Origin of the sequence: Streptomyces sp. NBC_01689 (genome assembly GCF_036250675.1) — a bacterium.
GTDB lineage: Bacteria > Actinomycetota > Actinomycetes > Streptomycetales > Streptomycetaceae > Streptomyces.
In genome coordinates, this window is the sequence record NZ_CP109592.1 from 7748121 (window position 1) to 7772912 (window position 24792).

The 24792-nt window shown below is 73.1% G+C and carries 22 protein-coding genes; 20 read left to right on the top strand and 2 right to left on the bottom strand.

Annotated elements, in window-relative coordinates:
- The first annotated feature begins 117 nt into the window (after positions 1-117).
- The 6 genes from OG776_RS33215 to OG776_RS33240 all read left to right on the top strand — a co-directional run bounded on the left by OG776_RS33215 (position 118) and on the right by OG776_RS33240 (position 6691).
- Positions 118-441: an integration host factor gene (locus tag OG776_RS33215; protein ID WP_016638838.1), complete on the top strand. Its 324-nt coding sequence runs from the start codon at positions 118-120 to the stop codon at positions 439-441.
- A gap of 37 nt (positions 442-478) precedes the next feature.
- Positions 479-1036 (top strand): guanylate kinase, encoded by a 558-nt coding sequence (gmk, locus tag OG776_RS33220; protein ID WP_148007833.1) that lies wholly within the window; start codon positions 479-481, stop codon positions 1034-1036.
- Positions 1037-1073: 37 nt separating this feature from the next.
- Complete coding sequence (gene rpoZ / locus OG776_RS33225) at positions 1074-1346, top strand: DNA-directed RNA polymerase subunit omega (protein WP_005319902.1); 273 nt, start codon at positions 1074-1076, stop codon at positions 1344-1346.
- A 127-nt stretch (positions 1347-1473) separates the two neighbouring features.
- A complete protein-coding gene (coaBC, locus tag OG776_RS33230; protein ID WP_329322991.1) occupies positions 1474-2676 on the top strand; it encodes a bifunctional phosphopantothenoylcysteine decarboxylase/phosphopantothenate--cysteine ligase CoaBC in 1203 nt (400 codons plus the stop codon).
- Between the two features lie 242 nt (positions 2677-2918).
- Positions 2919-4127, top strand: a complete 1209-nt coding sequence (gene metK / locus OG776_RS33235; protein ID WP_148007835.1) for a methionine adenosyltransferase — start codon at positions 2919-2921, stop codon at positions 4125-4127.
- A 410-nt stretch (positions 4128-4537) separates the two neighbouring features.
- Entirely contained in the window at positions 4538-6691 is a 2154-nt protein-coding gene (locus OG776_RS33240) for a primosomal protein N' (protein WP_401505127.1), read from the top strand.
- A gap of 84 nt (positions 6692-6775) precedes the next feature.
- Here OG776_RS33240 and OG776_RS33245 read toward each other — a convergent pair whose 3' ends face one another.
- The gene (locus OG776_RS33245) at positions 6776-7324 is read right to left on the bottom strand and encodes a hypothetical protein (RefSeq protein WP_148007842.1); all 549 of its coding nucleotides are present in this window, start codon (positions 7322-7324) and stop codon (positions 6776-6778) included.
- Positions 7325-7764: 440 nt separating this feature from the next.
- Here OG776_RS33245 and fmt point away from each other — a divergent pair, with 440 nt between their 5' ends.
- From fmt to OG776_RS33290, 9 genes are all read left to right on the top strand, one after another.
- Positions 7765-8697 carry a methionyl-tRNA formyltransferase gene (gene fmt, locus OG776_RS33250; RefSeq protein ID WP_329322993.1) on the top strand — a complete coding sequence of 311 codons (933 nt, stop codon included), beginning with the start codon at positions 7765-7767 and terminating at the stop codon, positions 8695-8697.
- A gap of 764 nt (positions 8698-9461) precedes the next feature.
- On the top strand, positions 9462-10895 hold the full coding sequence (locus OG776_RS33255; RefSeq protein WP_329322994.1) for an RsmB/NOP family class I SAM-dependent RNA methyltransferase: 1434 nt from the start codon (positions 9462-9464) through the stop codon (positions 10893-10895).
- Positions 10896-11095: 200 nt separating this feature from the next.
- Complete coding sequence (gene rpe, locus OG776_RS33260; RefSeq protein ID WP_148007844.1) at positions 11096-11782, top strand: ribulose-phosphate 3-epimerase; 687 nt, start codon at positions 11096-11098, stop codon at positions 11780-11782.
- A 78-nt stretch (positions 11783-11860) separates the two neighbouring features.
- On the top strand, positions 11861-12904 hold the full coding sequence (locus OG776_RS33265) for a sugar-binding transcriptional regulator (protein WP_148007845.1): 1044 nt from the start codon (positions 11861-11863) through the stop codon (positions 12902-12904).
- A 270-nt stretch (positions 12905-13174) separates the two neighbouring features.
- Positions 13175-13609: a ribonuclease domain-containing protein gene (locus OG776_RS33270; protein ID WP_148007846.1), complete on the top strand. Its 435-nt coding sequence runs from the start codon at positions 13175-13177 to the stop codon at positions 13607-13609.
- Positions 13606-13983, top strand: coding sequence for a barstar family protein (locus tag OG776_RS33275; protein WP_148007847.1), 378 nt, complete (start codon positions 13606-13608; stop codon positions 13981-13983). Before OG776_RS33270 ends, OG776_RS33275 begins: the two co-directional genes overlap by 4 nt.
- Positions 13984-14089: 106 nt before the next feature.
- A complete protein-coding gene (locus tag OG776_RS33280; protein ID WP_187285525.1) occupies positions 14090-15532 on the top strand; it encodes a GuaB1 family IMP dehydrogenase-related protein in 1443 nt (480 codons plus the stop codon).
- A gap of 380 nt (positions 15533-15912) precedes the next feature.
- Positions 15913-17379 (top strand): amino acid permease, encoded by a 1467-nt coding sequence (locus tag OG776_RS33285; RefSeq protein WP_148007849.1) that lies wholly within the window; start codon positions 15913-15915, stop codon positions 17377-17379.
- A gap of 10 nt (positions 17380-17389) precedes the next feature.
- Complete coding sequence (locus tag OG776_RS33290; protein ID WP_015661832.1) at positions 17390-17842, top strand: Lrp/AsnC family transcriptional regulator; 453 nt, start codon at positions 17390-17392, stop codon at positions 17840-17842.
- Between the two features lie 132 nt (positions 17843-17974).
- On the opposite strand, the gene OG776_RS33295 is transcribed toward OG776_RS33290, so the two are convergent.
- Positions 17975-18715 (bottom strand): GntR family transcriptional regulator, encoded by a 741-nt coding sequence (locus OG776_RS33295; RefSeq protein WP_148009528.1) that lies wholly within the window; start codon positions 18713-18715, stop codon positions 17975-17977.
- Positions 18716-18926: 211 nt separating this feature from the next.
- Between OG776_RS33295 and OG776_RS33300 the strand changes: the two genes are divergently transcribed.
- The 5 genes from OG776_RS33300 to OG776_RS33320 all read left to right on the top strand — a co-directional run bounded on the left by OG776_RS33300 (position 18927) and on the right by OG776_RS33320 (position 24453).
- On the top strand, positions 18927-20084 hold the full coding sequence (locus OG776_RS33300) for an ABC transporter substrate-binding protein (protein ID WP_148009527.1): 1158 nt from the start codon (positions 18927-18929) through the stop codon (positions 20082-20084).
- A complete protein-coding gene (locus OG776_RS33305) occupies positions 20081-20983 on the top strand; it encodes an ABC transporter permease (RefSeq protein WP_148009526.1) in 903 nt (300 codons plus the stop codon). The genes OG776_RS33300 and OG776_RS33305 overlap by 4 nt, the downstream gene beginning before the upstream one ends.
- Entirely contained in the window at positions 20968-21801 is an 834-nt protein-coding gene (locus OG776_RS33310; protein WP_148009525.1) for an ABC transporter permease, read from the top strand. The genes OG776_RS33305 and OG776_RS33310 overlap by 16 nt, the downstream gene beginning before the upstream one ends.
- Before the next feature lie 2 nt (positions 21802-21803).
- A complete protein-coding gene (locus tag OG776_RS33315) occupies positions 21804-22883 on the top strand; it encodes an ABC transporter ATP-binding protein (RefSeq protein ID WP_384964090.1) in 1080 nt (359 codons plus the stop codon).
- Between the two features lie 88 nt (positions 22884-22971).
- Entirely contained in the window at positions 22972-24453 is a 1482-nt protein-coding gene (locus tag OG776_RS33320; protein WP_329322996.1) for an HAD-IA family hydrolase, read from the top strand.
- Positions 24454-24792: the final 339 nt, after the last annotated feature.

Below are 24792 nucleotides of genomic sequence, written 5' to 3' on the forward strand. Positions count from 1 at the left end.
CCCCCAGGCAAGTGGGGGAGCGCGGGCAGGCGTGTTGCTCGCAGCTCCCCAGGTGTGGGGCGACTAGGTTCCTCACCGGTCCGTATCCGACAGTTCGACATCCGAGGTGACGTAGGCGTGGCTCTTCCGCCCCTTACCCCTGAACAGCGCGCAGCCGCGCTCGAAAAGGCCGCCGCGGCTCGCCGGGAGCGGGCCGAGGTCAAGAATCGACTCAAGCACTCCGGCGCCTCCCTTCACGAGGTCATCAAGCAGGGCCAGGAGAACGACGTCATCGGCAAGATGAAGGTCTCCGCTCTCCTCGAGTCCCTGCCGGGCGTGGGCAAGGTCCGCGCCAAGCAGATCATGGAGCGACTCGGGATCTCCGAGAGCCGCCGCGTGCGCGGTCTCGGCTCGAACCAGATCGCCTCCTTGGAGCGTGAGTTCGGCGGTTCCGGCGCCTGAGTCCTGGGCACTCCGGGATTGCTGGAATAATCGCTGCATGAGTGAACGTCCGCGGCTGACCGTGCTCTCCGGCCCCTCAGGGGTCGGCAAGAGCACGGTCGTCGCTCATATGCGCAAGGAACACCCCGAGGTATGGCTCTCGGTGTCGGCGACGACCCGCAAGCCGCGCCCCGGTGAGAAGCACGGGGTCCACTACTTCTTCGTCTCGGACGAGGAGATGGACAAGCTGATCGCCAACGGCGAGCTCCTGGAGTGGGCCGAATTCGCCGGCAACCGCTACGGGACGCCCCGCGCGGCCGTCCTGGAGCACCTGGAGACGGGTGTGCCGGTCCTCCTGGAGATCGACCTCCAGGGCGCCCGGCAGGTCCGCGAGTCCATGCCCGAGGCGCTCCTCGTGTTCCTGGCTCCGCCCTCATGGGAGGAGCTGGTGCGCAGGCTCACCGGGCGGGGCACCGAACCGCCCGAGGTGATCGAACGCCGGCTCGACGCCGCGAAGGTCGAACTGGCCGCCGAGCCGGAGTTCGACGTCACCCTGGTCAACACCTCCGTCGAGGACGTGGCGCGTGAGCTGCTAGCCTTGATGGAAGTTGTTTGATATTCCAGGTCAATTTCCACCTTTCGGAAGGCAGAGCGTGTCCTCTTCCATCACCGCTCCCGAGGGCATCATCAACCCTCCGATCGACGAGCTCCTCGAGGCCACCGACTCGAAGTACAGCCTCGTGATCTACGCGGCCAAGCGCGCCCGTCAGATCAACGCGTACTACTCGCAGCTCGGCGAGGGCCTCCTCGAGTACGTCGGTCCTCTCGTCGACACCCACGTCCACGAGAAGCCGCTCTCCATCGCCCTGCGCGAGATCAACGCCGGTCTGCTGACGTCCGAGGCCATCGAGGGCCCCGCGCAGTAGTCCGCCGCAGCACTTCATTCCGGGCCCGGCAGCACACCTGCCGGGCCCGTGGTGTGTCATGGAGTCGTGTCATGGAGCCGTACGCCTTCGAGCCGGGGCGTGCGGGTGTCGAGTGTGGGGAGGCCCGGTGGACAAGCCGAAGGTCGTGCTGGGGGTCAGCGGCGGCATCGCCGCGTACAAGGCGTGCGAGCTGCTGCGCCGGCTGACGGAGTCGGGGCACGACGTGCGGGTCGTACCGACCGCGTCCGCCCTGCACTTCGTGGGCGCCGCCACCTGGTCCGCGCTATCCGGCCATCCGGTCTCCACCGAGGTGTGGTCGGACGTCCACGAGGTCCCGCACGTCCGGATCGGACAGCACGCGGACCTGGTGGTGGTGGCACCGGCGACGGCCGACATGCTCGCCAAGGCCGCGCACGGGCTCGCCGACGACCTCCTCACCAACACCCTGCTCACCGCCCGCTGCCCGGTCGTCTTCGCGCCCGCCATGCACACCGAGATGTGGGAGCACCCGGCCACGCAGGAGAACGTGGCGACGCTCCGCCGCCGCGGAGCCGTCGTCATCGAACCCGCGGTGGGCCGGCTGACCGGCGTGGACACCGGCAAGGGCCGGCTGCCCGACCCCGCGGAGATCTTCGAGGTCTGCCGCCGGGTGCTCGCGCGCGGTGTCCGCGAGCCCGACCTCGCCGGCCGCCATGTCGTCGTCAGCGCCGGCGGAACCCGCGAGCCGCTCGACCCCGTCCGCTTCCTCGGCAACCGTTCCTCCGGCAAACAGGGGTACGCCCTCGCGCGCACCGCCGCCGCCCGGGGCGCCCGGGTGACGCTGATCGCCGCGAACACCGGACTGCCCGACCCGGCGGGCGTGGACGTGGTGCGGGTGGGCACGGCCGTCCAGCTGCGCGAGGCGGTGCTCAAGGCGACCTCGGACGCCGACGCCGTCGTGATGGCGGCGGCCGTCGCGGACTTCCGTCCGGCCGTGTACGCGGCGGGGAAGATCAAGAAGAAGGACGGCGAGGAGCCCGAACCGATCGTCCTGGTGCGCAATCCGGACATCCTGGCCGAGATCTCGGCGGACCGTGCGCGCCCCGGCCAGATCGTGGTCGGATTCGCCGCCGAGACGGACGACGTCCTCGCCAACGGCCGCGCGAAACTGGAGCGCAAGGGGTGCGACCTCCTCGTGGTCAACGAGGTGGGGGAGCGCAGGACCTTCGGCTCCGAGGAGAACGAGGCCGTGGTGCTGGGCGCCGACGGCAGCGAGACCGCGGTGCCCCACGGACCCAAGGAAGCCCTGGCCGAGACCGTGTGGGATCTGGTGACACGCCGTCTGGCCTGAGGGGGTCCCGTCACCCCGACGGGTGCCTCCGTCCGTGCGAAATTCGCCCGCGGGGACCCTGGTGGAGAGCGATCTCCATGGCGCAGAATGCCCGTGCCGCAGGTCACAGCGCTTCCGAGAAGCGAGACAGGGGGGCCTGTCGGCGAGTGCGACCGATAAACTGTTCTCGGACGACGCCGGGCGCAGCTCCCGTCCCGTCCGCCAATGATCAGCCAGCAGCCGCTGCAACCACAGGGAGCGTTGTGTCCCGTCGCCTGTTCACCTCGGAGTCCGTGACCGAGGGTCACCCCGACAAGATCGCTGACCAGATCAGCGACACCATTCTCGACGCGCTTCTGCGGGAGGACCCGACGTCCCGGGTCGCCGTGGAGACGTTGATCACGACCGGCCTGGTGCACGTGGCCGGGGAGGTCACGACCAAGGCGTACGCGCCGATCGCGCAGCTGGTCCGGGAGAAGATCCTGGAGATCGGCTACGACTCGTCGAAGAAGGGCTTCGACGGCGCTTCCTGCGGTGTCTCGGTGTCGATCGGCTCCCAGTCACCGGACATCGCGCAGGGTGTCGACACGGCGTACGAGTCCCGCGTCGAGGGTGACGAGGACGAGCTCGACAAGCAGGGCGCCGGTGACCAGGGCCTGATGTTCGGGTACGCGACGGACGAGACCCCGAACCTGATGCCGCTGCCGATCCATCTCGCGCACCGGCTCTCCCGCCGGCTCTCCGAGGTCCGCAAGAACGGCACGATCCCCTACCTCCGTCCCGACGGGAAGACCCAGGTCACCATCGAGTACGACGGTGACAAGGCGGTCCGGCTGGACACCGTCGTGGTCTCCTCGCAGCACGCGAGCGACATCGACCTGGACTCGCTGCTCGCCCCGGACATCCGCGAGTTCGTCGTGGAGCCGGAGCTCAAGGCCCTCCTCGACGACGGCATCAAGCTGGACACCGAGGGCTACCGCCTGCTGGTCAACCCGACCGGCCGCTTCGAGATCGGCGGCCCGATGGGCGACGCCGGTCTGACCGGCCGCAAGATCATCATCGACACGTACGGCGGCATGGCCCGTCACGGCGGCGGCGCCTTCTCCGGCAAGGACCCGTCCAAGGTCGACCGTTCCGCCGCGTACGCGATGCGCTGGGTCGCCAAGAACGTCGTCGCCGCAGGCCTCGCCTCGCGCTGCGAGGTCCAGGTCGCCTACGCCATCGGCAAGGCCGAGCCCGTCGGTCTCTTCGTGGAGACGTTCGGCACCGCGAAGGTCGACGCGGAGAAGATCGAGACCGCCATCACCGAGGTCTTCGACCTCCGTCCGGCGGCCATCATCCGCGACCTCGACCTGCTGCGCCCGATCTACTCCCAGACCGCCGCGTACGGTCACTTCGGCCGCGAGCTGCCCGACTTCACGTGGGAGCGGACCGACCGGGTGGACGCGCTGCGCAGGGCCGTCGGCCTGTAGGCACGCGCGGCTCGCCGCGTTCTGGTGAGGCCCGGTGCCCCTTCGGGGGTGCCGGGCCTCGTCGCTGTCCGGGACCGGGTCCGTGCGGCGTGCGGTGGTGTCGAAGGCGGGGCGGCCCGGAAAACGCCTGGCGCCGACCGCCCGCCGGTTCCTACGCTGTGGATCTGGATCTCCCGGTGCGATGGCCGCGGCTCCTTCGGTGGAGCGTGTCCTCGGGGCGCGCGGTGAAACGGAACGCGTCATGTGCCCGCTGCCGACCGGATCTCGGGAGAACCGGCGTCGCCGCCGCCTCCCTCCGCCCGTAAGGACCGCGGGGAAGGCGGCCGACGGTCGGGCGGAGCGGAGCCGGCCGGGGTCGGTGCCCGCCTGTTCCCGGCCGGACGGCGGTGTCAGTGCCGTCTGGTAGGAATATGGCTGTGAGCAGCGCTGACGGGCGGAGCGAGGGCGGCGCGGAGGGCGCGCCGCCCGAACAGCTTGCGCTGATCCGTGAGGGCGTGCGGCAGGCCAGGGCACCGAAGGCGAAGCCGCGGACCTGGCGCGGTGCCGCGCTCGCGAAGGAGCTGCCGGTCGCACGGGTGCTCGTCGACAAGGGCGTGCTGCACCTGGACCGGTACTTCGACTACGCCGTGCCCGAGGAGCTCGACGCCGAGGCACAGCCCGGCGTCCGGGTCCGGGTGCGGTTCGGGGCGGGGCGGCACCGGGTGCGGGACGGGCGGCGCGAGGGCGGTGGCCTCATCGACGGCTTCCTCGTCGAGCGGCTGGCAGAGTCGGACTACTCGGGACCGCTCGCCGCGCTGGCCCAGGTGGTGTCTCCCGAACCGGTCCTCGGACCCGAACTGCTCGGGCTGGCCCGGGCCGTCGCCGACCGGTACGCGGGCAGCCTCGCCGACGTGCTGCAGCTCGCCGTGCCGCCGCGCAACGCACGGGCGGAGGCGAAGCCCTCTCCGGCGCCGCTGCCCGCCCCCGCCGCGCCCCCGGCGGAGTCCTGGACGCGCTACACCCGCGGGGCGGCCTTCGTGGAGTCGCTCGCCCGCGGCGGCTCCCCCCGCGCGGTGTGGAACGCGTTGCCGGGGCCCGAGTGGGCGGACGAGCTGGCCCGGGCCGTGGGCGCGACGCTCGCCTCGGGACGCGGCGCGCTCGTCGTCGTCCCGGACGGCCGGACCGTCTCCCGCGTGGACGCGGCACTGACCGCGTTGCTGGGGGAGGGGCGGCACGCGGTCCTCACGGCCGAGGCCGGCCCCGAGAAGCGGTACCGGGAGTGGCTCGCCGTGCGGCGCGGATCCGTACGGGCCGTCGTGGGGACCCGCGCGGCCATGTTCGCGCCGGTGCGCGATCTCGGGCTCGTCGTCCTCTGGGACGACGGGGACGGCAGCCACAGCGAGCCGCACGCACCGCAGCCGCATGCCCGGGAGGTGCTCCTGCTGCGTGCCGCCCATGACAAATGCGCCTTCCTGCTGGGGAGTTGGAGCTGCACGGTCGAGGCCGCGCAGCTGGTCGAGAGCGGCTGGGCGGCGCCGCTGGTCGCCGAACGGGACCAGGTGAGGACCTGCGCCCCGCTCATCCGGACGGTGGGCGACGGGGATCTCGCCCGGGACGAGGCGGCGCGGGCGGCCAGGCTGCCGACGCCGGCCTGGCAGGCGGTCAGGGAGGGGCTGCGGCACGGTCCCGTGCTGGTGCAGGTGCCCCGGCGGGGTTACGTACCGCGGATGGCCTGCGCGCAGTGCCGTGCTCCGGCCCGCTGCCGGCACTGTGCGGGTCCCCTGGAGGCGCGGGACGCCGACGCCCTGCGGTGCACCTGGTGCGGGCGGGACGAGGCGGCCTGGCACTGTCCCGAGTGCGGCGGCTTCCGGCTGCGGGCGCAGGTCGTCGGCGCCCGGCGGACCGCGGAGGAACTCGGGCGGGCCTTCCCCGCGGTGCCGGTACGGACCTCGGGGCGCGAGCAGGTGCTCGACACGGTGCCGGGGACACCCGCGCTCGTCGTGTCCACGCCGGGCGCCGAACCCGTGGCCGAGGGCGGTTACGCCGCGGCGCTGCTGCTCGACGGCTGGGCGATGCTGTCGCGGCCCGATCTGCGAGCCGGTGAGGAGGCGCTGCGGCGCTGGATCGGAGCCTCGGCGCTGGTGCGCGGGCAGGGGGCGGGCGGCACGGTGGTGGTCGTCGCGGAACCGACCCTGCGTCCCGTGCAGGCGCTCGTCCGCTGGGACCCGGTCGGGCACGCGGTGCGTGAACTCGCCGAGCGGGCGGAGCTGGGATTTCCGCCGGTGTCACGGATGGCGGCGGTCTCCGGTACGCCGGACGCGCTCGCCGGTTTCCTCGCGGTGGTCGAACTTCCCGGTGACGCCGAGGTGTTGGGGCCGGTGCCGCTGCCCGTCACCGATGCCGGGCGACCGCGTCGGGTGGGGGCGCCGCCGCCGGGGGAGCGGTGGGAGCGGGCGCTGGTCCGGGTCCCGCCAGGGAGCGGCGCCGCGCTGGCGGCCGCGTTGAAGGCCGCGCAGGCGGCACGGATGGCGCGCGGGGGGAGCGAGCCCGTCCGGATCCGGATCGATCCGCCGGACATCGGGTGACGGAGGGGGGACGGGCAGCTGCCTCCCGGGGCGGCGGCGCCGGGAGGCAGGGCGGAGCGGCCGTGTCCTTGAGGGCGGCCGAGCTCAGCCGTTGCGCGGGCCCGGGAAGGCGGTGGGCCGCACGTCCTCGCGGAGGGTGGGACTGCCCGCGGTCGGCTGCGTCGGCATGGAGCGGGCCGCGGGGACCGTCGGCACCGCGGGGGCCCCGGTGGTGACCGCGACCGTGCGGGCGCCGGTGCTCGACGGCTCGGTGGCGCGCTCGGCCTCCGCGGCGGCCTGGGCGGCGGCGCGACGGGCGCCGTAACGGCGGTGCACCGCCTGCTTGGTGACCCCGAGTGCGGAGCCCACCGCGTCCCACGAGAAGCCCAGCGAGCGGTCGAAGTCCACGGCGGCCGTGACCAGCGTCTCCACGCTGTCGCGCAGCTCCTGGGCGAGGCGGACGGTCGGGGCGGGCGCGCGCCCGTAGACGACGAAGCCCGTGGCGGGGCCGGAGCGGCGCGGGCGGTAGACGTTGCCCAGCTGGGCGGTGAGCGTGCGCAGCGCGTCCACCTGCCGGCGGACCCGCTCGATGTCCCGCACCAGCAGGTGCAGGCTGGCCCGAGCCTGGGCGTCGTGGGTTGCGTGGTCGGCCATGAACAAGCCTCTCGAACCGGCGTTGAAAAGGATCGGGCCGCGATCACGGCCCTTGGGTGGTCAACTCTTTCTTGACCAACGCGTTTTTGGGTGAGTGGTCACGCTGCGGGGGCGTAGGGGCATATGCACGGGGCGCGTCGGGGGGCGTACGCCCCCGGTGCGCACGGCCCGTTCGGCGGTGGTCACGACCGGGGCGGCCGGGTCGGCTTCCGGCGGGGACGCCCGTGGATCCGGGCCGGTTCGCGCGTGGTGCGGGTCGGGGTCCGGGCGTGGTGCGCGGCAGGGTTCGGGGGTGGTGCGGGCCGGGTCCGGGATGTCCGGGCAGCGCCCGAGCCCGGTGCCGTCGCGCCGCATAGACTGGTGCGCTGCCCCGTACCTCGGCTCCGCCGGCGTGCTCGCGGGGTCTGAAGAATTCCCGCCCGAGAGGCCAACCGCCACCCATGAAGCTCGTCTTCGCAGGTACCCCCGAGGTCGCCGTTCCCGCTCTGGACGCCCTGATCGCCTCCGGGCGGCACGAGGTGGCCGCCGTCGTCACGCGGCCCGACGCGCCCGCCGGGCGAGGGCGGCGGCTCGTCGCGAGCCCGGTCGCCGAGCGGGCGGCGGAGGCCGGGATCGAGGTGCTGAAGCCGGCCAGACCGCGGGACGAGGAGTTCCTGACGCGCCTGCGGGAGATCGGCCCCGACTGCTGCCCCGTGGTGGCCTACGGGGCGCTGCTGCCCCGGGTCGCCCTGGACGTCCCCGCCCACGGCTGGGTCAACCTGCACTTCTCGCTGCTCCCCGCGTGGCGCGGCGCCGCCCCGGTGCAGCACGCGGTCATGGCCGGTGACGAGATCACCGGTGCGTCCACGTTCCTCATCGAGGAGGGGCTCGACTCGGGACCCGTGTACGGGACCGTCACCGAGGAGGTCCGGCCCACCGACACCAGCGGGGACCTGCTGACCCGGCTGGCCTTCGCGGGGTCCGGACTGCTCCTCGCGACCATGGACGGCATCGAGGACGGCTCCCTGAAGGCGGTGCCGCAGCCGGCCGACGGTGTCACCCTGGCGCCGAAGATCAGCGTCGAGAACGCCCACGTGGACTGGTCCGCGCCGGCGATGCGCGTGGACCGGGTGGTCCGCGGATGCACCCCCGCGCCGGGCGCCTGGACCGTCTTCCGCGGCGAACGGCTCAAGCTCGTGCAGGCCACGCCGGTGCCCGAGCGCGACGACCTCGCGCCGGGCGAGCTGTCCGTCGGCAAGAACAACGTGTACGTCGGAACCGGTTCGTACGCCGTCGAGCTGCTCTGGGTCCAGGCCCAGGGCAAGAAGCCGATGCGCGCGGCGGACTGGGCGCGGGGCGTACGGATCTCCTCCGGAGAGGCGCTGGGGGTCTGACCCCGGCCGGGGTCAGCCGCCCCGCCCGCCGCGACCGGGGTCGTCGGCGGGTACGCGCCCGCCGCGACCGGGGTCGCCGTCGAGCGGGGTCGCTGCCGGGTCGGCGCCCGCCGCGGCCGGGGTCGCGCTCGCGGTGACGGGGGTGGCCCCGCTGCCGGGGCGCGCCGCCCGACCGGGGGCGCTGCCGGGTCGGCGCTCGTTCCGGCTGGGGGCGCCGTCGGGTCCGCGCGCGGTGACGGGGGTCGCCCCCTGCCCGGGCGCGCCACGACGGGGGCGCCGGGCTCTGGCCCGTCACGACCCGGGTCGCCGAGGCCTGTCGTGGCGCCCTGGCGTCCCGAGGGCGCCCACGCCCGCCCGGAGACCGGAGACCGGTGTGCCCGGCGCACGCCGGCCTGGAAACTGGTGCGCCGGGTCCGGAGCCGCCCGGGAGCTGGTGCGCCGGGTCCGGAGCCGCCGGGAAACCGGTGCGCCCGACCCGAAACCGCCCGGAACCGGTGCGCCCGGCCGGAATCACCGAGGGACCGCCCCGGTCCGCCCGGGACCGACGTGTCCGGTCCGCCCGGGACCGAGCTACCCGCCCACGTCCGCCCCGTCCCGGTCCGCCCGCCCTGGGCCGGTCCGCGCCGGACCTCTCGGTCCAGGGCGGTCCGACCCGCTCGGTGACCGTCGGGGACCCCCGTCGTGCGCAGCGGGCCGGTGCCGGGGTCCGGTCGCGGCGTACGCTGATACACGCATCTCTTTCCTGGATCCGGAGCACCTTTTTCGTGAGTGAGCAGTCCCGTCGGCCGAGCAAGCCCGGCAAGCCCTACCGCCGCCCCCAGAAGGACCCGGTCCGTTTCCTCGCCTTCGAGGCGCTGCGGGCCGTGGACGAGCGGGACGCGTACGCGAACCTCGTCCTGCCGCCGCTGCTGCGCAAGGCGCGGGAGAAGGACGGCTTCGACGGGCGGGACGCTGCGCTCGCGACCGAGCTCGTGTACGGCACACTGCGCAGGCAGGGCACGTACGACGCCGTCATCTCTGCCTGTGTCGACCGGCCGCTGCGCGAGGTCGACCCGCCGGTCCTCGACGTCCTCAGCCTCGGTGTCCACCAGCTGCTCGGCACGCGTATCCCCACCCACGCCGCCGTGTCCGCCTCGGTCGAACTCGCCCGCGTCGTCCTCGGCGACGGACGCGCCAAGTTCGTCAACGCCGTGCTGCGCAAGGTCGCCCGGCACGACCTCGACGGCTGGCTGGAGCAGGTGGCACCGCCCTACGAGGACGACCCCGAGGACCATCTCGCCGTCGTGCACTCGCACCCGCGCTGGGTCGTCTCCGCGCTGTGGGACGCGCTCGGCGGCGGCCGGGCCGGGATCGAGGACCTGCTGGAGGCCGACAACGAGCGTCCCGAGGTGACCCTCGTGGCCCGGCCCGGCCGCTCCACCGCCGGCGAACTCCTCGGCGCGCTGGGGGAGGAGTCCGCGCTTCCCGGGCGCTGGTCGCCCTACGCCGTGCGTCTCAGCGAGGGCGGCGAACCCGGCGCCGTCGACGCCGTGCGGGAGGGCCGCGCGGGTGTCCAGGACGAGGGCAGCCAACTGGTGGCGCTGGCCCTCGCGAACGCGCCGCTCGACGGGCCCGACAAGGCCTGGCTGGACGGCTGCGCCGGTCCCGGTGGCAAGGCCGCCATGCTCGCCGGGCTGGCGGCGGAGCGCGGCGCCGTGCTGCTCGCCTCCGAGAAGCAGCCCCACCGGGCCGGGCTCGTCGCCAAGGCGCTGGCCGGGAACCCCGGGCCGTACCAGGTCATCGCCGCCGACGGCACCCGTCCGCCGTGGCTGCCCGGCACGTTCGACCGCGTACTGATGGACGTGCCCTGCACCGGACTCGGTGCGCTGCGGCGCCGGCCCGAGGCGCGCTGGCGGCGCCGGCCCGAGGACCTCGACGGGTTCGCGCCGTTGCAGCGCGGACTGCTGCGCACCGCGCTCGACTCCGTACGGATCGGCGGCGTCGTCGGATACGCGACGTGCTCGCCGCACCTCGCGGAGACCCGCGCGGTCGTGGACGACGTGCTCAAGCACTACGAGAACGGCTCCGCCGAGCTGATCGACGCCCGTCCGCTGCTCCCGGACGTCCCGGCGCTGGGCGACGGCCCCGACATCCAGCTGTGGCCGCATCTGCACGGCACCGACGCGATGTACCTGGCGCTGATCAGGCGCACCGCCTGAGTCCCGCCCGCAGGCCCACCGGGCCCTCGCCCGTCCGCACGGCGACCTCTGCTGCCCCCCGGGCCGCGCCCCGGCCGCCGGGCTCGGAGAGGCCCCGGACGTGCCTCGGGCGGCCCCCGGGGAGGTCCCGGACGGGTTCCGGACGGGTCCCGTTCCGGACCGGGGCGAGCAACCGGTGCCGGGCATGGCAGTCTTGGGGCATGGCCGTGCAGATCAACCCCAGCATCCTCTCCGCCGACTTCGCCCGTCTCGCCCAGGAGGCAGAGGCGGTACAGGGGGCGGACTGGCTCCATGTCGACGTCATGGACAACCACTTCGTACCGAACCTGACGCTCGGGGTGCCGGTCGTGGAATCCCTGGCCCGCGCCACGGACACCCCGCTGGACTGCCATCTGATGATCGAGGACGCCGATCGGTGGGCGCCCCAGTACGTCGAGGCGGGAGCGGGTTCCGTCACCTTCCACGTGGAGGCCGCCGCCGCGCCCGTGCGGCTCGCCCGCGAGATCCGGGCCAAGGGTGCCCGCGCCTCCATGGCGCTCAAGCCCGCGACCCCGATCGAGCCCTACGAGGACCTGCTGCCCGAGCTCGACATGCTGCTCATCATGACGGTGGAGCCGGGCTTCGGGGGCCAGGCCTTCCTGGACATCATGCTGCCGAAGATCCGCCGCACCCGTGAACTGATCAGCAAGCACGGACTCGAACTCTGGCTCCAGGTCGACGGCGGAGTCTCGGCCTCCACCATCGAACGCTGCGCGGAGGCCGGCGCGGACGTCTTCGTGGCCGGATCGGCCGTCTACGGCGCATCGGACCCGGCCCAGGCGGTACGTGCATTGCGCACCCAGGCGCAGGAGGCGACGGCTCATGCGGCGTGGGCGTGCGACCACTGAACCAAGGGAACGTGAACGCCGCCCATCCGGGCTGATCAAGTACGCCGGATCTGCAAGGATGAACGGCGAATCCAGAGTGTGAACAGCAGTGAGGAGAGCGCCGTGTCGGGTATGTCGGCGGGCCGGTCAGCCATGCGGATGGGACCCGCTGAGCTGGTCCAGGCGGCGGCCATGGCCCGCCGCTTCTACCTCGAGGGCAAGTCCAAGATCCAGATCGCCGAGGAGTTCGGCGTCAGCCGCTTCAAGGTGGCCCGGGTCCTGGAGACCGCTCTCGAACGGGATCTCGTACGGATCGAGATCCGGGTGCCGGCCGAGCTGGACGCGGAGCGCTCGGACGCGCTGCGCGCCCGCTACGGCCTCAGACACGCGGTGGTGGTCGAGTCCCCGGCCGACGCCGAGGAGTCGCCCGACCCCGAGAACCTCGGAGAGGTGGCCGCCGACCTGCTCGGTGAGCTCGTCAACGAGGGCGATGTGCTCGGCCTCGCCTGGGGCCGCTCCACCATCCACATGGCCGCGGCCCTCGACCGCCTCCCGCCGTGCACGGTGGTGCAGCTGACCGGTGTGTACGACGCCGGGACCGCCGAACGCGGCTCGGTGGAGGCCGTGCGCCGTGCCGCGCAGGTGTCGGGCGGGGACGCCCACCCCATCTACGCGCCGATGCTGCTGCCCGACGCGGCGACCGCGACCGCGCTGCGCAGCCAGACGGGGATCGCGCGGGCCTTCGAGTACTTCGACAAGGTCACGGTCGCCTGTGTCTCCATCGGCTCGTGGGAGCCGGGCATCTCGACCGTGCACGACATGCTCAGCGACGAGGAGCGGGCGCACTACGCGTCCCTCGGTGTCGCCGCCGAGATGTCCGCGCATCTCTTCGACACCGAGGGCCGTCGGGTCGGCCGGGACCTGGGCGAGCGGTGCATCACCGTCGAGGCGGACCGGCTGCGCCGCATCCCCGAGGTCGTCGCGATCGCGGGCGGACAGCGCAAGGCGGCCGCGATCGACGCCGTCCTGCGCTCCGGTCTGGTCACCAGCCTGGTGACCGACACCTCGGCCGCGGACTACCTGATGACGGCGGGATCGGCACCGCGCCCGGCGCTCTCCCGCCAGGACCCGGACGGGCCGTGACCCCACGGGGGCTCACGGCGCCCGTGGGGGGCGCCGTGCCCCTCGGGTGCCCCACCGGGCCCCCATGACGGCAGCGGGCGTGTGAGGGGCTCACCCGGCCCCTCACGCGCGCCACCCGTCGTACCCGCCGCGCGCCCCTGCCGGTCGTCCCGCCGTACCCGCCCCGTGCCCCTGCCGGTCGTGCGCGCCGTACACCCGTCGCCGCCGCGCGATGACGCGCGCCGCCGCTCGCGCACGCCGCGTCCGCCCGACCGTGGCAGCATCGACGCCATGCTGCTGCTGCGGGCCGTGGCCCGCGTACCCAGGCTCGTCGCGGGTCTGCTCCTCTGCCTGGCGGTCCTGCTCACCGGATGCTCGTCCGCGCCCCCGTCGACCTCCCCGGCGGACACCCGTGCCGGCTCCTCCGCGGCCTCCGCCCGGCCGTCCGGCGCGGGCACCGTCCGCGAGGCCCGGCTGCCCGCCGAAGCCCGTACGACCCTCGCCCTCATCGACCGGGGCGGCCCCTTCCCGTACGCCAGGGACGGAGTCGTCTTCGGCAACTTCGAGCGGCTCCTGCCCTCGCACCCGCGCGGCTACTACCACGAGTACACCGTCCGCACCCCCGGCGAACGGGACCGGGGAGCCCGCCGCATTGTCACCGGGGAGAACGGTGAGATCTACTACACCGATGATCACTACAAGTCCTTCCGGGCGGTGCTGAGATGACCGACGGCACTCTCGCGGACGTGCTGGCCGCCGCCGGGTGGTCCCAGGTGCGGCTCGATCTCACCGGGGTCACCGACAAACCGGCGTTCATGGACCGCTGCGCCCGCGCCCTCGGCCTGCCCGACTGGTTCGGGCGGAACTGGGACGCCCTCGCCGACTGTCTCGGAGACCTCTCCTGGGCCCCGCCCGCCCGCGGACGCCTGCTCGTCGTCACCGGCTGGCGGGACTTCGCCCGGGCCGCGCCACGGGACTGGGGGGTCGCGCAGGAGGTGTTCGCGGAGGCCGCCGACCGCGGGCGCGGGACCGCAGGGGCGCTCCAGGTGGTCCTCGCCCTTGGAGGATCCGACGACGGACCCACCGGTCGGCCTGGATGATGTGTCTGGGTGTCTCACCAGGACCGCCATGGGACAATGAAGTACGTGCTTTCCCCCTGGCTGACCTGTCCGGGGGCCACCTCTGATCGACCGGGATGTGCAGCACGTGCGTTTCCTCAACGACATCCAGCCCCCGTACGACCTGACGTACGACGACGTCTTCATGGTGCCCAGCCGCTCGGCGGTCGGCTCCCGGCAGGGCGTGGACCTCGCCGCCCCGGACGGGACGGGCACCACGATCCCGCTGGTCGTGGCCAACATGACCGCCATCGCGGGCCGCCGGATGGCCGAGACCGTCGCCCGTCGCGGGGGCCTCGTCGTCATCCCGCAGGACATCCCGATCGAGGTCGTCACCGAGGTCGTCACCTGGGTCAAGGGACGCCACCTGGTGCTCGACACCCCGATCGTCCTCGCCCCCCACCAGACCGTCGCCGACGCCCTCGCGCTGCTGCCCAAGCGCGCGCACAACGCGGGCGTCGTCGTGGACGAGGACCGCCGCCCGGTCGGCGTGGTCACCGACACCGACCTGACCGGCGTGGACCGCTTCACCCAGCTCTCCGAGGTCATGGCCCGGGACCTGCTGCTCCTCGACGCCGACATCGAGCCGCGCGAGGCGTTCAACAGGCTGGACGGCGCGAACCGCCGCTACGCCCCCGCCGTCGACCGGGACGGCAGGCTCGCCGGCATCCTCACCCGCAAGGGCGCCCTGCGCGCCACGCTCTACACCCCGGCCACCGACGCGAACGGCAGGCTGCGCATCGCCGCCGCCGTCGGCATCAACGGCGACGTCGCGGGCAAGGCCAAGCAGCTCCTCGACGCGGGCGTCGACACCCTCGTCATCGACACGGCCCACGGCCACCAGGAGTCGATGATCAGCGCGATCAGGACCGTGCGCGCGCTCGACCCGCAGGTCCCGATCGCGGCCGGCAACATCGTCGCCGCCGAGGGCGTCAGGGATCTCGTCGAGGCGGGCGCGGACATCATCAAGGTGGGGGTCGGCCCCGGCGCCATGTGCACCACCCGGATGATGACCGGCGTCGGCCGGCCGCAGTTCTCCGCCGTCCTGGAGTGCGCCACCGAGGCACGGAAGTACGGCAAACACGTGTGGGCCGACGGCGGCGTCCGTCACCCCCGCGACGTCGCCATGGCACTGGCCGCGGGCGCGTCCAACGTCATGATCGGTTCGTGGTTCGCGGGCACCTACGAGTCCCCGGGCGACCTCCAGCAGGACGCCGACGGGCGGCTCTACAAGGAGTCCTTCGGCATGGCCTCCGCCCGCGCGGTCCGCAACCGCACCAGCGAGGAGTCCGCGTACGACCGCGCCCGCAAGGCCCTGTTCGAGGAGGGCATCTCCACCTCGCGGATGTTCCTCGACCCGGCCCGCCCCGGCGTCGAGGACCTGATCGACTCGATCATCGCGGGCGTCCGCTCCTCCTGCACCTACGCCGGCGCGAACTCGCTGGAGGAGTTCGGCGAGAAGGCCGTCGTCGGCATCCAGAGCGCCGCCGGATACGCCGAGGGCAAGCCGCTGCACGCCAGCTGGAGCTGACCCGCCCCCTCGCGAACGGCCCCCGCGGCGCGCCCGCGCGGGCCGTTCGGCGTTCCCGCGCGGGCCCCGGGCCCGCCGGGCCCGGCCCCGCACGTCCGGGGGCCCGGCGACCGCGTACGTGACCACCGGCCTACGCGACCACCCGCCTACGCGACGTACGCAACCGTCGAAAGGGCCCGCGCAACGAACACGCGCCGGACCGGGATCAACGCAATGATCTTGCGGCGACGCGCAAGGCTGCCGCATTACGCCCGCGAACTCCTGGCTCATAGGGTCGAGCGCTGTACATGGCGTGGCGGGGACCCCGCTCGGTGGGTCCCTCCTGTCAGGGGTGCCGCCGGTCCCCGCCGCTCGACCGGCAGCGATGAAGGAGCCAGCGCGTGCTCGATCCCGGCGCACCCCCGCAGTCCCGCAACCGGACCGCCCCACCGTCCCCGGGTGTCGGCGCGCGTCTGATGCGCCGCAAGCCCGTGGAACGCCTGGTCGCCGAGGGCGGCCGGGGAGAGGGCGGCACCCTGCGGCGCTCCCTGGGACTCTGGCAGCTGACGATGATCAGCATCGGTGCCACGCTCGGCACCGGCATCTTCGTGGTCCTCGGCGAGGCCGTCCCCAAGGCCGGCCCCGCGGTCACCCTCTCCTTCGTGATCGCCGGTCTCACCGCGCTCTTCTCCGCCCTCTCGTACGCTGAGCTGGCCGGCACCATCCCGGTCGCCGGCTCCTCGTACTCGTACGCGTACGCGACGATGGGCGAACTGATCGCCTGGATCTGCGGCTGGTGCCTGGTCCTGGAGTACGGCGTGTCGGTCGCCGCCGTCGCGGTCGGCTGGGGCGAGTACCTGAACGAACTGCTCGACGGCACCATCGGCGTCACCCTCCCGGACGCGCTCTCCGCGCCGCCCGGCGACGGCGGCTTCTTCAACCTGCCCGCGCTGATCGTCGTCCTGCTCGCCATGGCCTTCCTGCTCGGGGGCGCCAAGGAGTCCGCGCGCGCCAACACGGTCATGGTGGCCGTCAAGATCGTCGCGCTGCTGCTGTTCTGCGCCATCGGCGTCCAGGGCTTCCGGTCCGGCAACTACGAGCACTTCATGCCGCTCGGCATGGCGGGCGTCAGCGCGGCCGGCGCCACGCTGTTCTTCTCGTACATCGGCTTCGACGCCGCCTCCACGGCCGGTGAGGAGGCGAAGAACGCGCAGCGCGACCTGCCCCGCGCGATCATGCTCTCGCTGGTCATCGTGACGGCCCTGTACGTCGTGGTCGCGGCCGTCGCCGTGGGAGCCAGGCCCTGGCGGCGGTTCGACGACTCGGAGGCCGCCCTCGCCGGGATCATGAAGGACGTCACCGGGCAGACCTTCTGGGGCACCCTGCTCGCGGCCGGTGCCGTCATCGCGATCGCCAGCGTCGTCCTGACCGTGCTCTACGGGCAGACCCGCATCCTCTTCGCCATGTCCCGCGACGGACTCGTGCCGAAGGTGTTCTCGCGGGTCCACCCGAAGACCGGCGCACCCCGCGCGAACACCGTGATCGTCTCGCTGTTCTGCGGTGTCCTGGCCGCGGCGATCCCGCTCGGCCGCCTCGCCGACGCCACCAGCATCGGCACGCTCTTCGCCTTCGCGCTGGTGAACGTCGCCGTCGTCGTGCTGCGCCGGACCCGACCGGAGATGCGGCGCACCTTCCGGGTTCCGCTGTCGCCGGTGCTGCCCGCGATCGGCTTCGCCCTGTGCGTCTGGATGATGGGCAGCCTCTCGGCCGTCACCTGGGTGGTCTTCGGAGTCTGGATGGCGGCCGGGCTCGTGTTCTACTTCAGTTACGGCTTCCGCCGCTCCCGTATCGCCACCGTAGAGAAGTGAACCACCCGCAGTGCTGAACGATCTCGACGAACGCATCGTGCACGCCCTCGCCGAGGACGCCCGCCGGTCCTACGCGGACATCGGCCAGCTGGTCGGCCTGTCCGCGCCGGCCGTGAAACGCAGGGTGGACCGGCTGCGGGCGACCGGGGCCATCACGGGCTTCACGGTACGGGTGGACCCGGCCGCGCTCGGCTGGGAGACGGAGGGCTTCGTCGAGATCTACTGCCGGCGCAACACCTCCCCGGAGACCATCCAGCGGGGACTGGAGCGCTACCAGGAGGTCGTGGCCGCCTCCACCGTCACCGGGGAGGCGGACGCGGTCGTCCAGGTCTTCGCGTCCGACATGCGGCACTTCGAACGCGTGCTGGAGCGGATCGCGGGGGAGCCCTTCGTGGAGCGGACGAAGTCCGTGCTGGTGCTCTCGCCCCTGCTGCGGAGGTTCTCCTCGGGGTCACCCACGTAGACCGGACGAGCCGGGGGTGGGAAGGGTGGGTCCCCGGCCGCGGCTCGTGTGCGGCTGGTCGCGCGGTTCCCCGCGCCCATGGAGGGCGCGGGGAACCGCGCTCCCGGCGGGCGCGGCGTCCCCGTCGTGTTCCTACTCCGCCGTCTTCCTCGCCATCGCGTTGTTCCCTATGGAGTTGTGCACGCTGAAGCTCACGGCGTCCGAGCGGTAGCGGTCGTCCGACCACTCCACCGGGCGTCCTTCGCGGGTCGTGGTGACACGGCGGACGCGCAGCAGGGGACCGGTCCGGCGGATGCCGAGGAGCTCGGCGTCCTGGGCCCCGGCCGCCACCGCGTCGATGACATGCTCGCCGTAGGCGAAGACCAGCCCCGTGTCGTCGAAGAGCCGCTGGGTCACGGAGGGGCAGTCGGGCTCGATGTGCTCGACGGCGGACGAGATCCAGTCGGCGTACACCGTCCGTTCCAGCAGCACCGGCTCGCCGTCCAGACCGCGCACCCTCAGCACGTGCAACACGGCTGTCCCCTCCGGCAGTTGGAGGCGTACGGCGTCCTCGGCGGTCGCCGGCCGGTAGGTCTGCTCGACCACGTGTCCGGTCGCCCGCCGCCCCATCGTGCGCGCCCACTCGGCGAAGCTGCGCAGCTCCGCGAAGCTCTGGCTGCGGCGGCTGGCCAGCACCACCCGCCGCGCGCCCTGGCGTGAGCCGATCAGGCCCTCGGCGGTCAGGGCGGCGACGGCCTGCCGGACCGTGCCGCGTGCCACGCCGTACTGCGCCGCGAGGTCGGTCTCCGCGGGCAGCAGACTGCCCACCGTGTACTCCTCGCGGTCGATCGCCCGCCGCAGTTCGTCGGCGATCTCCTCGTGTCGGGCCCCCATGCTTCCCCTCTGATCAGGCTGCTGTGCACAGCGTGACCAGCGTAATCGAGATCGGACGGTGATCCGGGCAGGCTGGGATTGTGCAGGGAATCGGGGCTCAGGGTTTCGCCGGTGTTTACGGACACGACACCAGCGCCGGGCCTACTGGGGTCAACTTGTTCAGACAAGTGCCCCGCTTGCTCACACCCTCGTGCGTACTCCTGGAGAGACCGTGACCGTGTTCCTGCCGAGGACCGCCGTCCTCACCGGCGGCCTCGCCGTCGCCGCCGCCCTCGCCCTCAGCGCCTGCGGCGCGGCCCCCGACGACAAGGCGACCACCGCCGACGGCAAGAGCGCGGCCACCGCGACCTCCGCCGCGGACTTCGGCGGTCTCGACGCCCTCGTGAAGGCGGCCAAGAAGGAGGGCACGCTGCACGCCATCGCGCTGCCCCGCGACTGGGCCAACTACGGCGCGCTGATCGACGGATTCAAGAAGAAGTACGGCATCAAGATCGACGTCGAGAACCCGGCCGGCTCCAGCCAGGACGAGATCAACGCCGTCACCTCCCGCAAGGGCCAGGACCGCGCGCCCGACGTCCTCGACCTGGGCAGCTCGTTCGCACTGAGCGCCGCCCAGCAGGGCCTGCTCGCCCCCTACCAGGTCGCCTCATTCGCCGACATCCCCGAGGCCCAGAAGGACCCGAAGGGACAGTGGTTCAACGACTACGGCGGCTACGTCTCCATCGGCTGCGACGCCAAGAAGGTCAAGGAGTGCCCGAAGACCTTCAAGGACCTGCTCAAGCCGCAGTACAAGGGCCAGGTCGCCCTCAACGGCAACCCCACCAAGTCCGGTTCGGCGTTCGGCGGCGTGTACGCGGCGGCCCTCGCCAACGGCGGCTCCTTCGACGACATCCAGCCCGGCATCGACTTCTTCGCCAAGCTGAAGAAGAGCGGCAACTACACGCCCGTCGAGTCGACCCCGGCCACCGTCGAGAAGGGCGAGACGCCGATCAGCATCGACTGGGACTACCTGAACGCCGGCTACGCCGACGAGTTCAACTCCAAGGGCCTCGACTGGACGGTCACGGTCCCCGCGGACGGCCAGTACGCCCAGTACTACTCCCAGGCCATCAACAAGGACGCCCCGCACCCGGCGGCCGCCCGCCTGTGGCAGGAGTACCTCTACAGCACCGAGGGCCAGAACCTCTGGCTCAAGGGATACGCCCGCCCGGCCCTGATGCCGGCCATGGACAAGGCGGGCACGCTCGACAAGACCGCCGCCGCCGCGCTGCCCAAGGTCACGGGCACGCCCACCTTCCCGAGCGAGGACCAGCAGAACAAGGCCAAGGGCGTCCTCGCCCAGGGCTGGAGCAAGGCCGTCTCCGGATGACCGTCGCCCTCACCGAGGCCGACACGGTGTCCGCCGCTGCCCCACGGCAGCGGCGGCGCCGCGCCGTCGGCCCGCTCGCCGTCCTTCCGCTGCTCGCCTTCGTCGCCATCGCCTTCGGGGTCCCCGCCCTGGCGATGCTGAACGGTGCCTTCACCGTCAAGGACCAGGCCACCGGTGCCGCTTCGTACACCACGGCCAACCTGACCGCGTCGCTCCAGGGCGCGTACCTCACCGCCCTGGTCGGCAGCGTCAAACTGTCCGCCGTCTCGGCCGCCCTCGCGACCGTGCTCGGACTGCTGCTCGCCCAGGCCGTGGTCACCTCCCGCTTCCGCGCGCTGCGCGAGGCCGTGCTGACCGCCTCCGGGGTCCTCGCCAACTTCGGCGGTGTGCCGCTGGCCTTCGCCTTCGTCGCCACCCTCGGCAACGCGGGCGTCCTGACCCGGCACCTGGGCCTGTCCGACAAGGGCTGGAACCTCTACAGCTTCTGGGGACTGGTCATCGTCTACCTCTACTTCCTGATCCCGCTGATGGTCCTGACCATCACCCCCGCCCTGGACGGCCTGCGCTCCCAGTGGCGCGAGGCCGCGCAGAACAACGGCGCCACGGGAGTCCAGTACTGGCGCCACGTCGCGCTCCCCGTCCTCGCGCCCTCCCTGCTCGGCGGCCTGGTGCTGCTCTTCGGCAGCGCCTTCGCGGCGTACGCCACCGCCGCGGCCATGGTGGGCAGCGCGGTCCCGCTGGTGACCCTGCAGATCGCCGACGCCATCTCCGGCAACGTGCTGGTGGGCCAGGAGAACGTGGCGCTCGCCCTCAGCCTCGACATGGTCCTCGTCGCGGGCCTGGTCATGGCCGTGTACCTGCCCCTGCAACGACGGAGCGCGCGATGGCTGGAAGCGTGAACAAGTCCCCGCGACCGCGCTTCTGGCGCGGCGCCGTCCTGGCCTTCGCCGGGCTCTACTTCCTGATCCCGCTCGGCGCGTCCCTGGTCTTCACGGTCGACGTGCCGAACCAGGGGATCACCTTCGACGCGTACAGCCAGATCGTCGGCGCCGAGGGATTCACCTCCAGCCTGCTGCTCTCGCTGGAACTGGCCGCCGCCACCATCGCGGTGGTCCTGCTGCTGATGGTGCCGGCGATGGTCGCCCTGCGGCTGAGCGCCCCGAAGCTGCGGCCCGTGGTCGAGGTGATCTGCTCGCTTCCGCTGGTCGTCCCGCCCATCGCGTTCGTCGCCGGGATCTCGACCGTCCTCAAGTGGGGCCCCGAACACCTCTCCCGAACCCCGCTCTTCCAGACCTTCGTGGCGCTGCAGAATCCCGACTTCCCGTTCGTGCTCGTCCTCGCCTACGTCGTGATGGCGCTGCCCTTCGTGTACCGGGCCCTGGACGCCGGACTGCGCGCCGTCGACGTGCGCACCCTCGTCGAGGCCGCCCGTAGCTGCGGGGCGAACTGGCCGCAGGCGCTGGTGCGGGTCGTGCTGCCCAACCTGCGCGGCGCGCTGCTGAACGCCTCCTTCCTCACCCTGGCGCTGGTGCTCGGCGAGTTCACCGTCGCCCAGCTGCTCGGCTTCCAGCCGTTCGCCGTGTGGATCTACAGCATCGGCGGCTCGCAGGCCCAGCTCTCCGTCGCCGTCTCCGTGCTCAGTCTGCTCGTCACCTGGGCACTGCTCCTCTCGCTCGCCGGACTCGGCGGGCGCTCCCGTACCGCTTCCCGGGGATGACCATGACCCTCACCACGCATCAGACCGCCCCGGCCGTGGAGAAGGCCGCCACCGTCGAATTCCGAGGCCTGCGCCGCTCGTTCGGCTCGACCGTCGCCCTCGACGGGCTCGACCTGACCGCCCGGCCCGGCGAACTCCTCGCCCTGCTCGGCCCGTCCGGCTGCGGCAAGACCACCGCGCTGCGGATGCTCGCCGGCTTCGAACACCCCGACTCCGGCGAGGTGCTCGTCGACGGCGAGGACGTCACCCGCGTCCCCGCCCACCGCCGCGACGCGGGCATGGTCTTCCAGTCGTACAGCCTCTTCCCGCACCTCAGCGCCCTCGACAACGTGGCCTTCGGACTGCGGATGCGCAAGGTGCGGACGGCGGAGCGGCGCTCCCGCGCCGCCGAACTGCTCGACCTCGTGGGCCTGGCCGACAAGGGCGAGCGCTACCCCCACCAGCTCTCCGGCGGCCAGCAGCAGCGCATCGCACTGGCCCGCGCCCTCGCCCTGCGCCCGCGTGTCCTCCTCCTCGACGAGCCGCTCTCGGCACTCGACGCGAAGGTGCGGCTCAGCCTGCGCGAGGAGATCCGCAGGCTGCAGCAGGAACTCGGCATCACCACCCTGTTCGTGACGCACGATCAGGAGGAGGCGCTGTCCATGGCGGACCGCGTCGCCGTGATGCGGTCCGGGCGCCTCGAACAGTGCGCGGCGCCCGCCGAGTTGTACGGACGGCCGGCCACCGCGTTCGTCGCCGAGTTCGTCGGCACGATGAGCCGGATCCCGGGCCGTCTGGACGCCACGACGGTCGAGGTCCTCGGACAGCGGCTGCCGGTCGACGGGGACGCGCCCGACGCGCGGGAGGTGGACGTGCTGGTACGGCCGGAGGCGGTTCGGGTACAGGCCGACGACGCGGGTGACGCCCGGCTCGTGGCCAGTGCGTTCCTCGGGGCCGCCACCCGTGTCACCGTGCGGCTCGCGGACGGCACCGAGGTGAAGGCCGACCTGCCCACGCACGAGGCCGCCGCGCTCGGCCCGGGCGAGCCCGTCACCGTGCGTCTGCCCGAGCGGCCGGTACTGGTCGCCGAGCGCGCGCACTGACCGGCCCCGCCCCCGGCCCCTTCCCCGGCCGGACCCGCCGCCGGACCTCCCCCCGCCGGACCTCCCCCCACTGATGAGAGAGAACACCGTGACCCCTCGCGCCACCCGCCGACTCCCGCTCCAGGCCGTCCTGTTCGACATGGACGGCACGCTCGTGGACACCGAGCGACTGTGGTGGGAGGCGGTGGAACAGGTGGCCGCCGGACTCGGGTACCCGCTCACCGGGGAGGACCAGCCGGAGATCCTCGGACGGCCCGTCGAGTACACCGCCGCGTGGCTGGGCACGGTCACGGGAACACCGGCGGAGGGCATCGCCGCCGGGCTGCACCGGGAGTTCGCGGAGCGGGTCCGCACCGGGATCGTGCCCCGCCCGGGCGCGCTGCGGCTGCTGCGGGACCTGGCGCGCGAGGGCGTTCCCACCGCCCTGGTGACCGCGTCCCCGCGCGCCGTCGCGGACACCGTCCTGGACGCGCTCGGCGCCGCGCACTTCGCCACCTCCGTGACCGCCGACGACACCGAGCACACCAAGCCCGCCCCCGACCCCTACCTCGCCGCCTGCCGCGCCCTCGGCGTCGACCCCGCCCTGTGCGTGGCCGTCGAGGACACCGAGACCGGCGTGGCCTCCGCGGAGGCCGCGGGGTGCGCGGTGCTCGCCGTGCCCTCGCTCGCGCCGATCGACTCCGCACCCGGACGCACGGTCCTCAGCAGCCTGGAGGAGGTGACGCCGGACCGTCTGCGGGGCATGGTGTCACCGCGCGAGCTGCGGGTGATGAGCTGGAACCTCTGGTACGGCGGCACCAAGGTCGACGACCACCGTGAGAAGCAGCTCAAGGTCATCACGGAGACCGGCGCGGACGTGGTCGGCCTCCAGGAGACGTACGGGAACGCCGCGCAGGAACTGGCGGACGCGCTCGGCTGGCACCACCACCGGGCCGGTGACAACCTCGGCATCATCAGCCGCCACCCGGTCACCGCGCGCCTCGGCGACCCGGAGTTCGGCTTCTACGGCGGGACCGGGGTGCGGATCCGGCTGGAGGACGGCCGGGAGGTGGCGATCTGGACCACCCACCTCGACTACACCCCGTACGGACCCTACGAGGCCCGCTTCGACGGACTCCCCGCGGCAGAGCTGATCGCCCACGAGGCCGTCCGGCTGGGCCAGATGCGGGAGATCCTGCGCGAGATCGACGCGGCGGCCGACCCCGCCGTCCCGGTGATCCTGGTCGGTGACTTCAACAGCCCCTCGCACCTGGACTGGCCGGACGTGGAGTGGCCGGTGACCAGGGCCGCCGAGGAGGCGGGCCTGCGCGACTCCTACCGCGAGGCACACCCCGACCCGGTGCGGGAACCCGGCCACACCTGGTCGCCGGTCCACGCCCTCCACGAGGACGGCAGCGGCCGCCCCGAGCCGCAGGACCGCATCGACTTCGTCCTGCACGACGGCCGCGGCCTGCACGTACGCGACTCCCGCACGGTCGTCACCGGCACCCCGCGCACCTGGCCCGACGTATCAGCCAACGCCTGGCCCTCGGACCACGCGGCAGTACTCACCACGTTCACCCTCGACTGACCCCGCCGGGCCCCGTGCCTAGGGGTGCGGGGAACGGCGCGCTCAGCCCCCACCCACCCACCCGCACGCGCCACGCGACGCCGGGCCCCCGTGCCCGGGGGCGCGGGGCCTGGCGCGCCCAGCCCCCACCACCCGCACGCGCCACGCGACGCCGGGCCCCCGTGCCCAGGGGCGCGGGGAACGGCGCGCCCAGCCCCCACCACCCGCACGCGCCACGCGACGCCCGGCCCCCGCCTAGGGGCGCGGGGAACTGCGCACGCACCCCCCACCCACCCGCACCCAACCCCACCACCCCCACCCACACCCCCCACTCGGGCAACGGGGGCGAAGCCCCCGGAA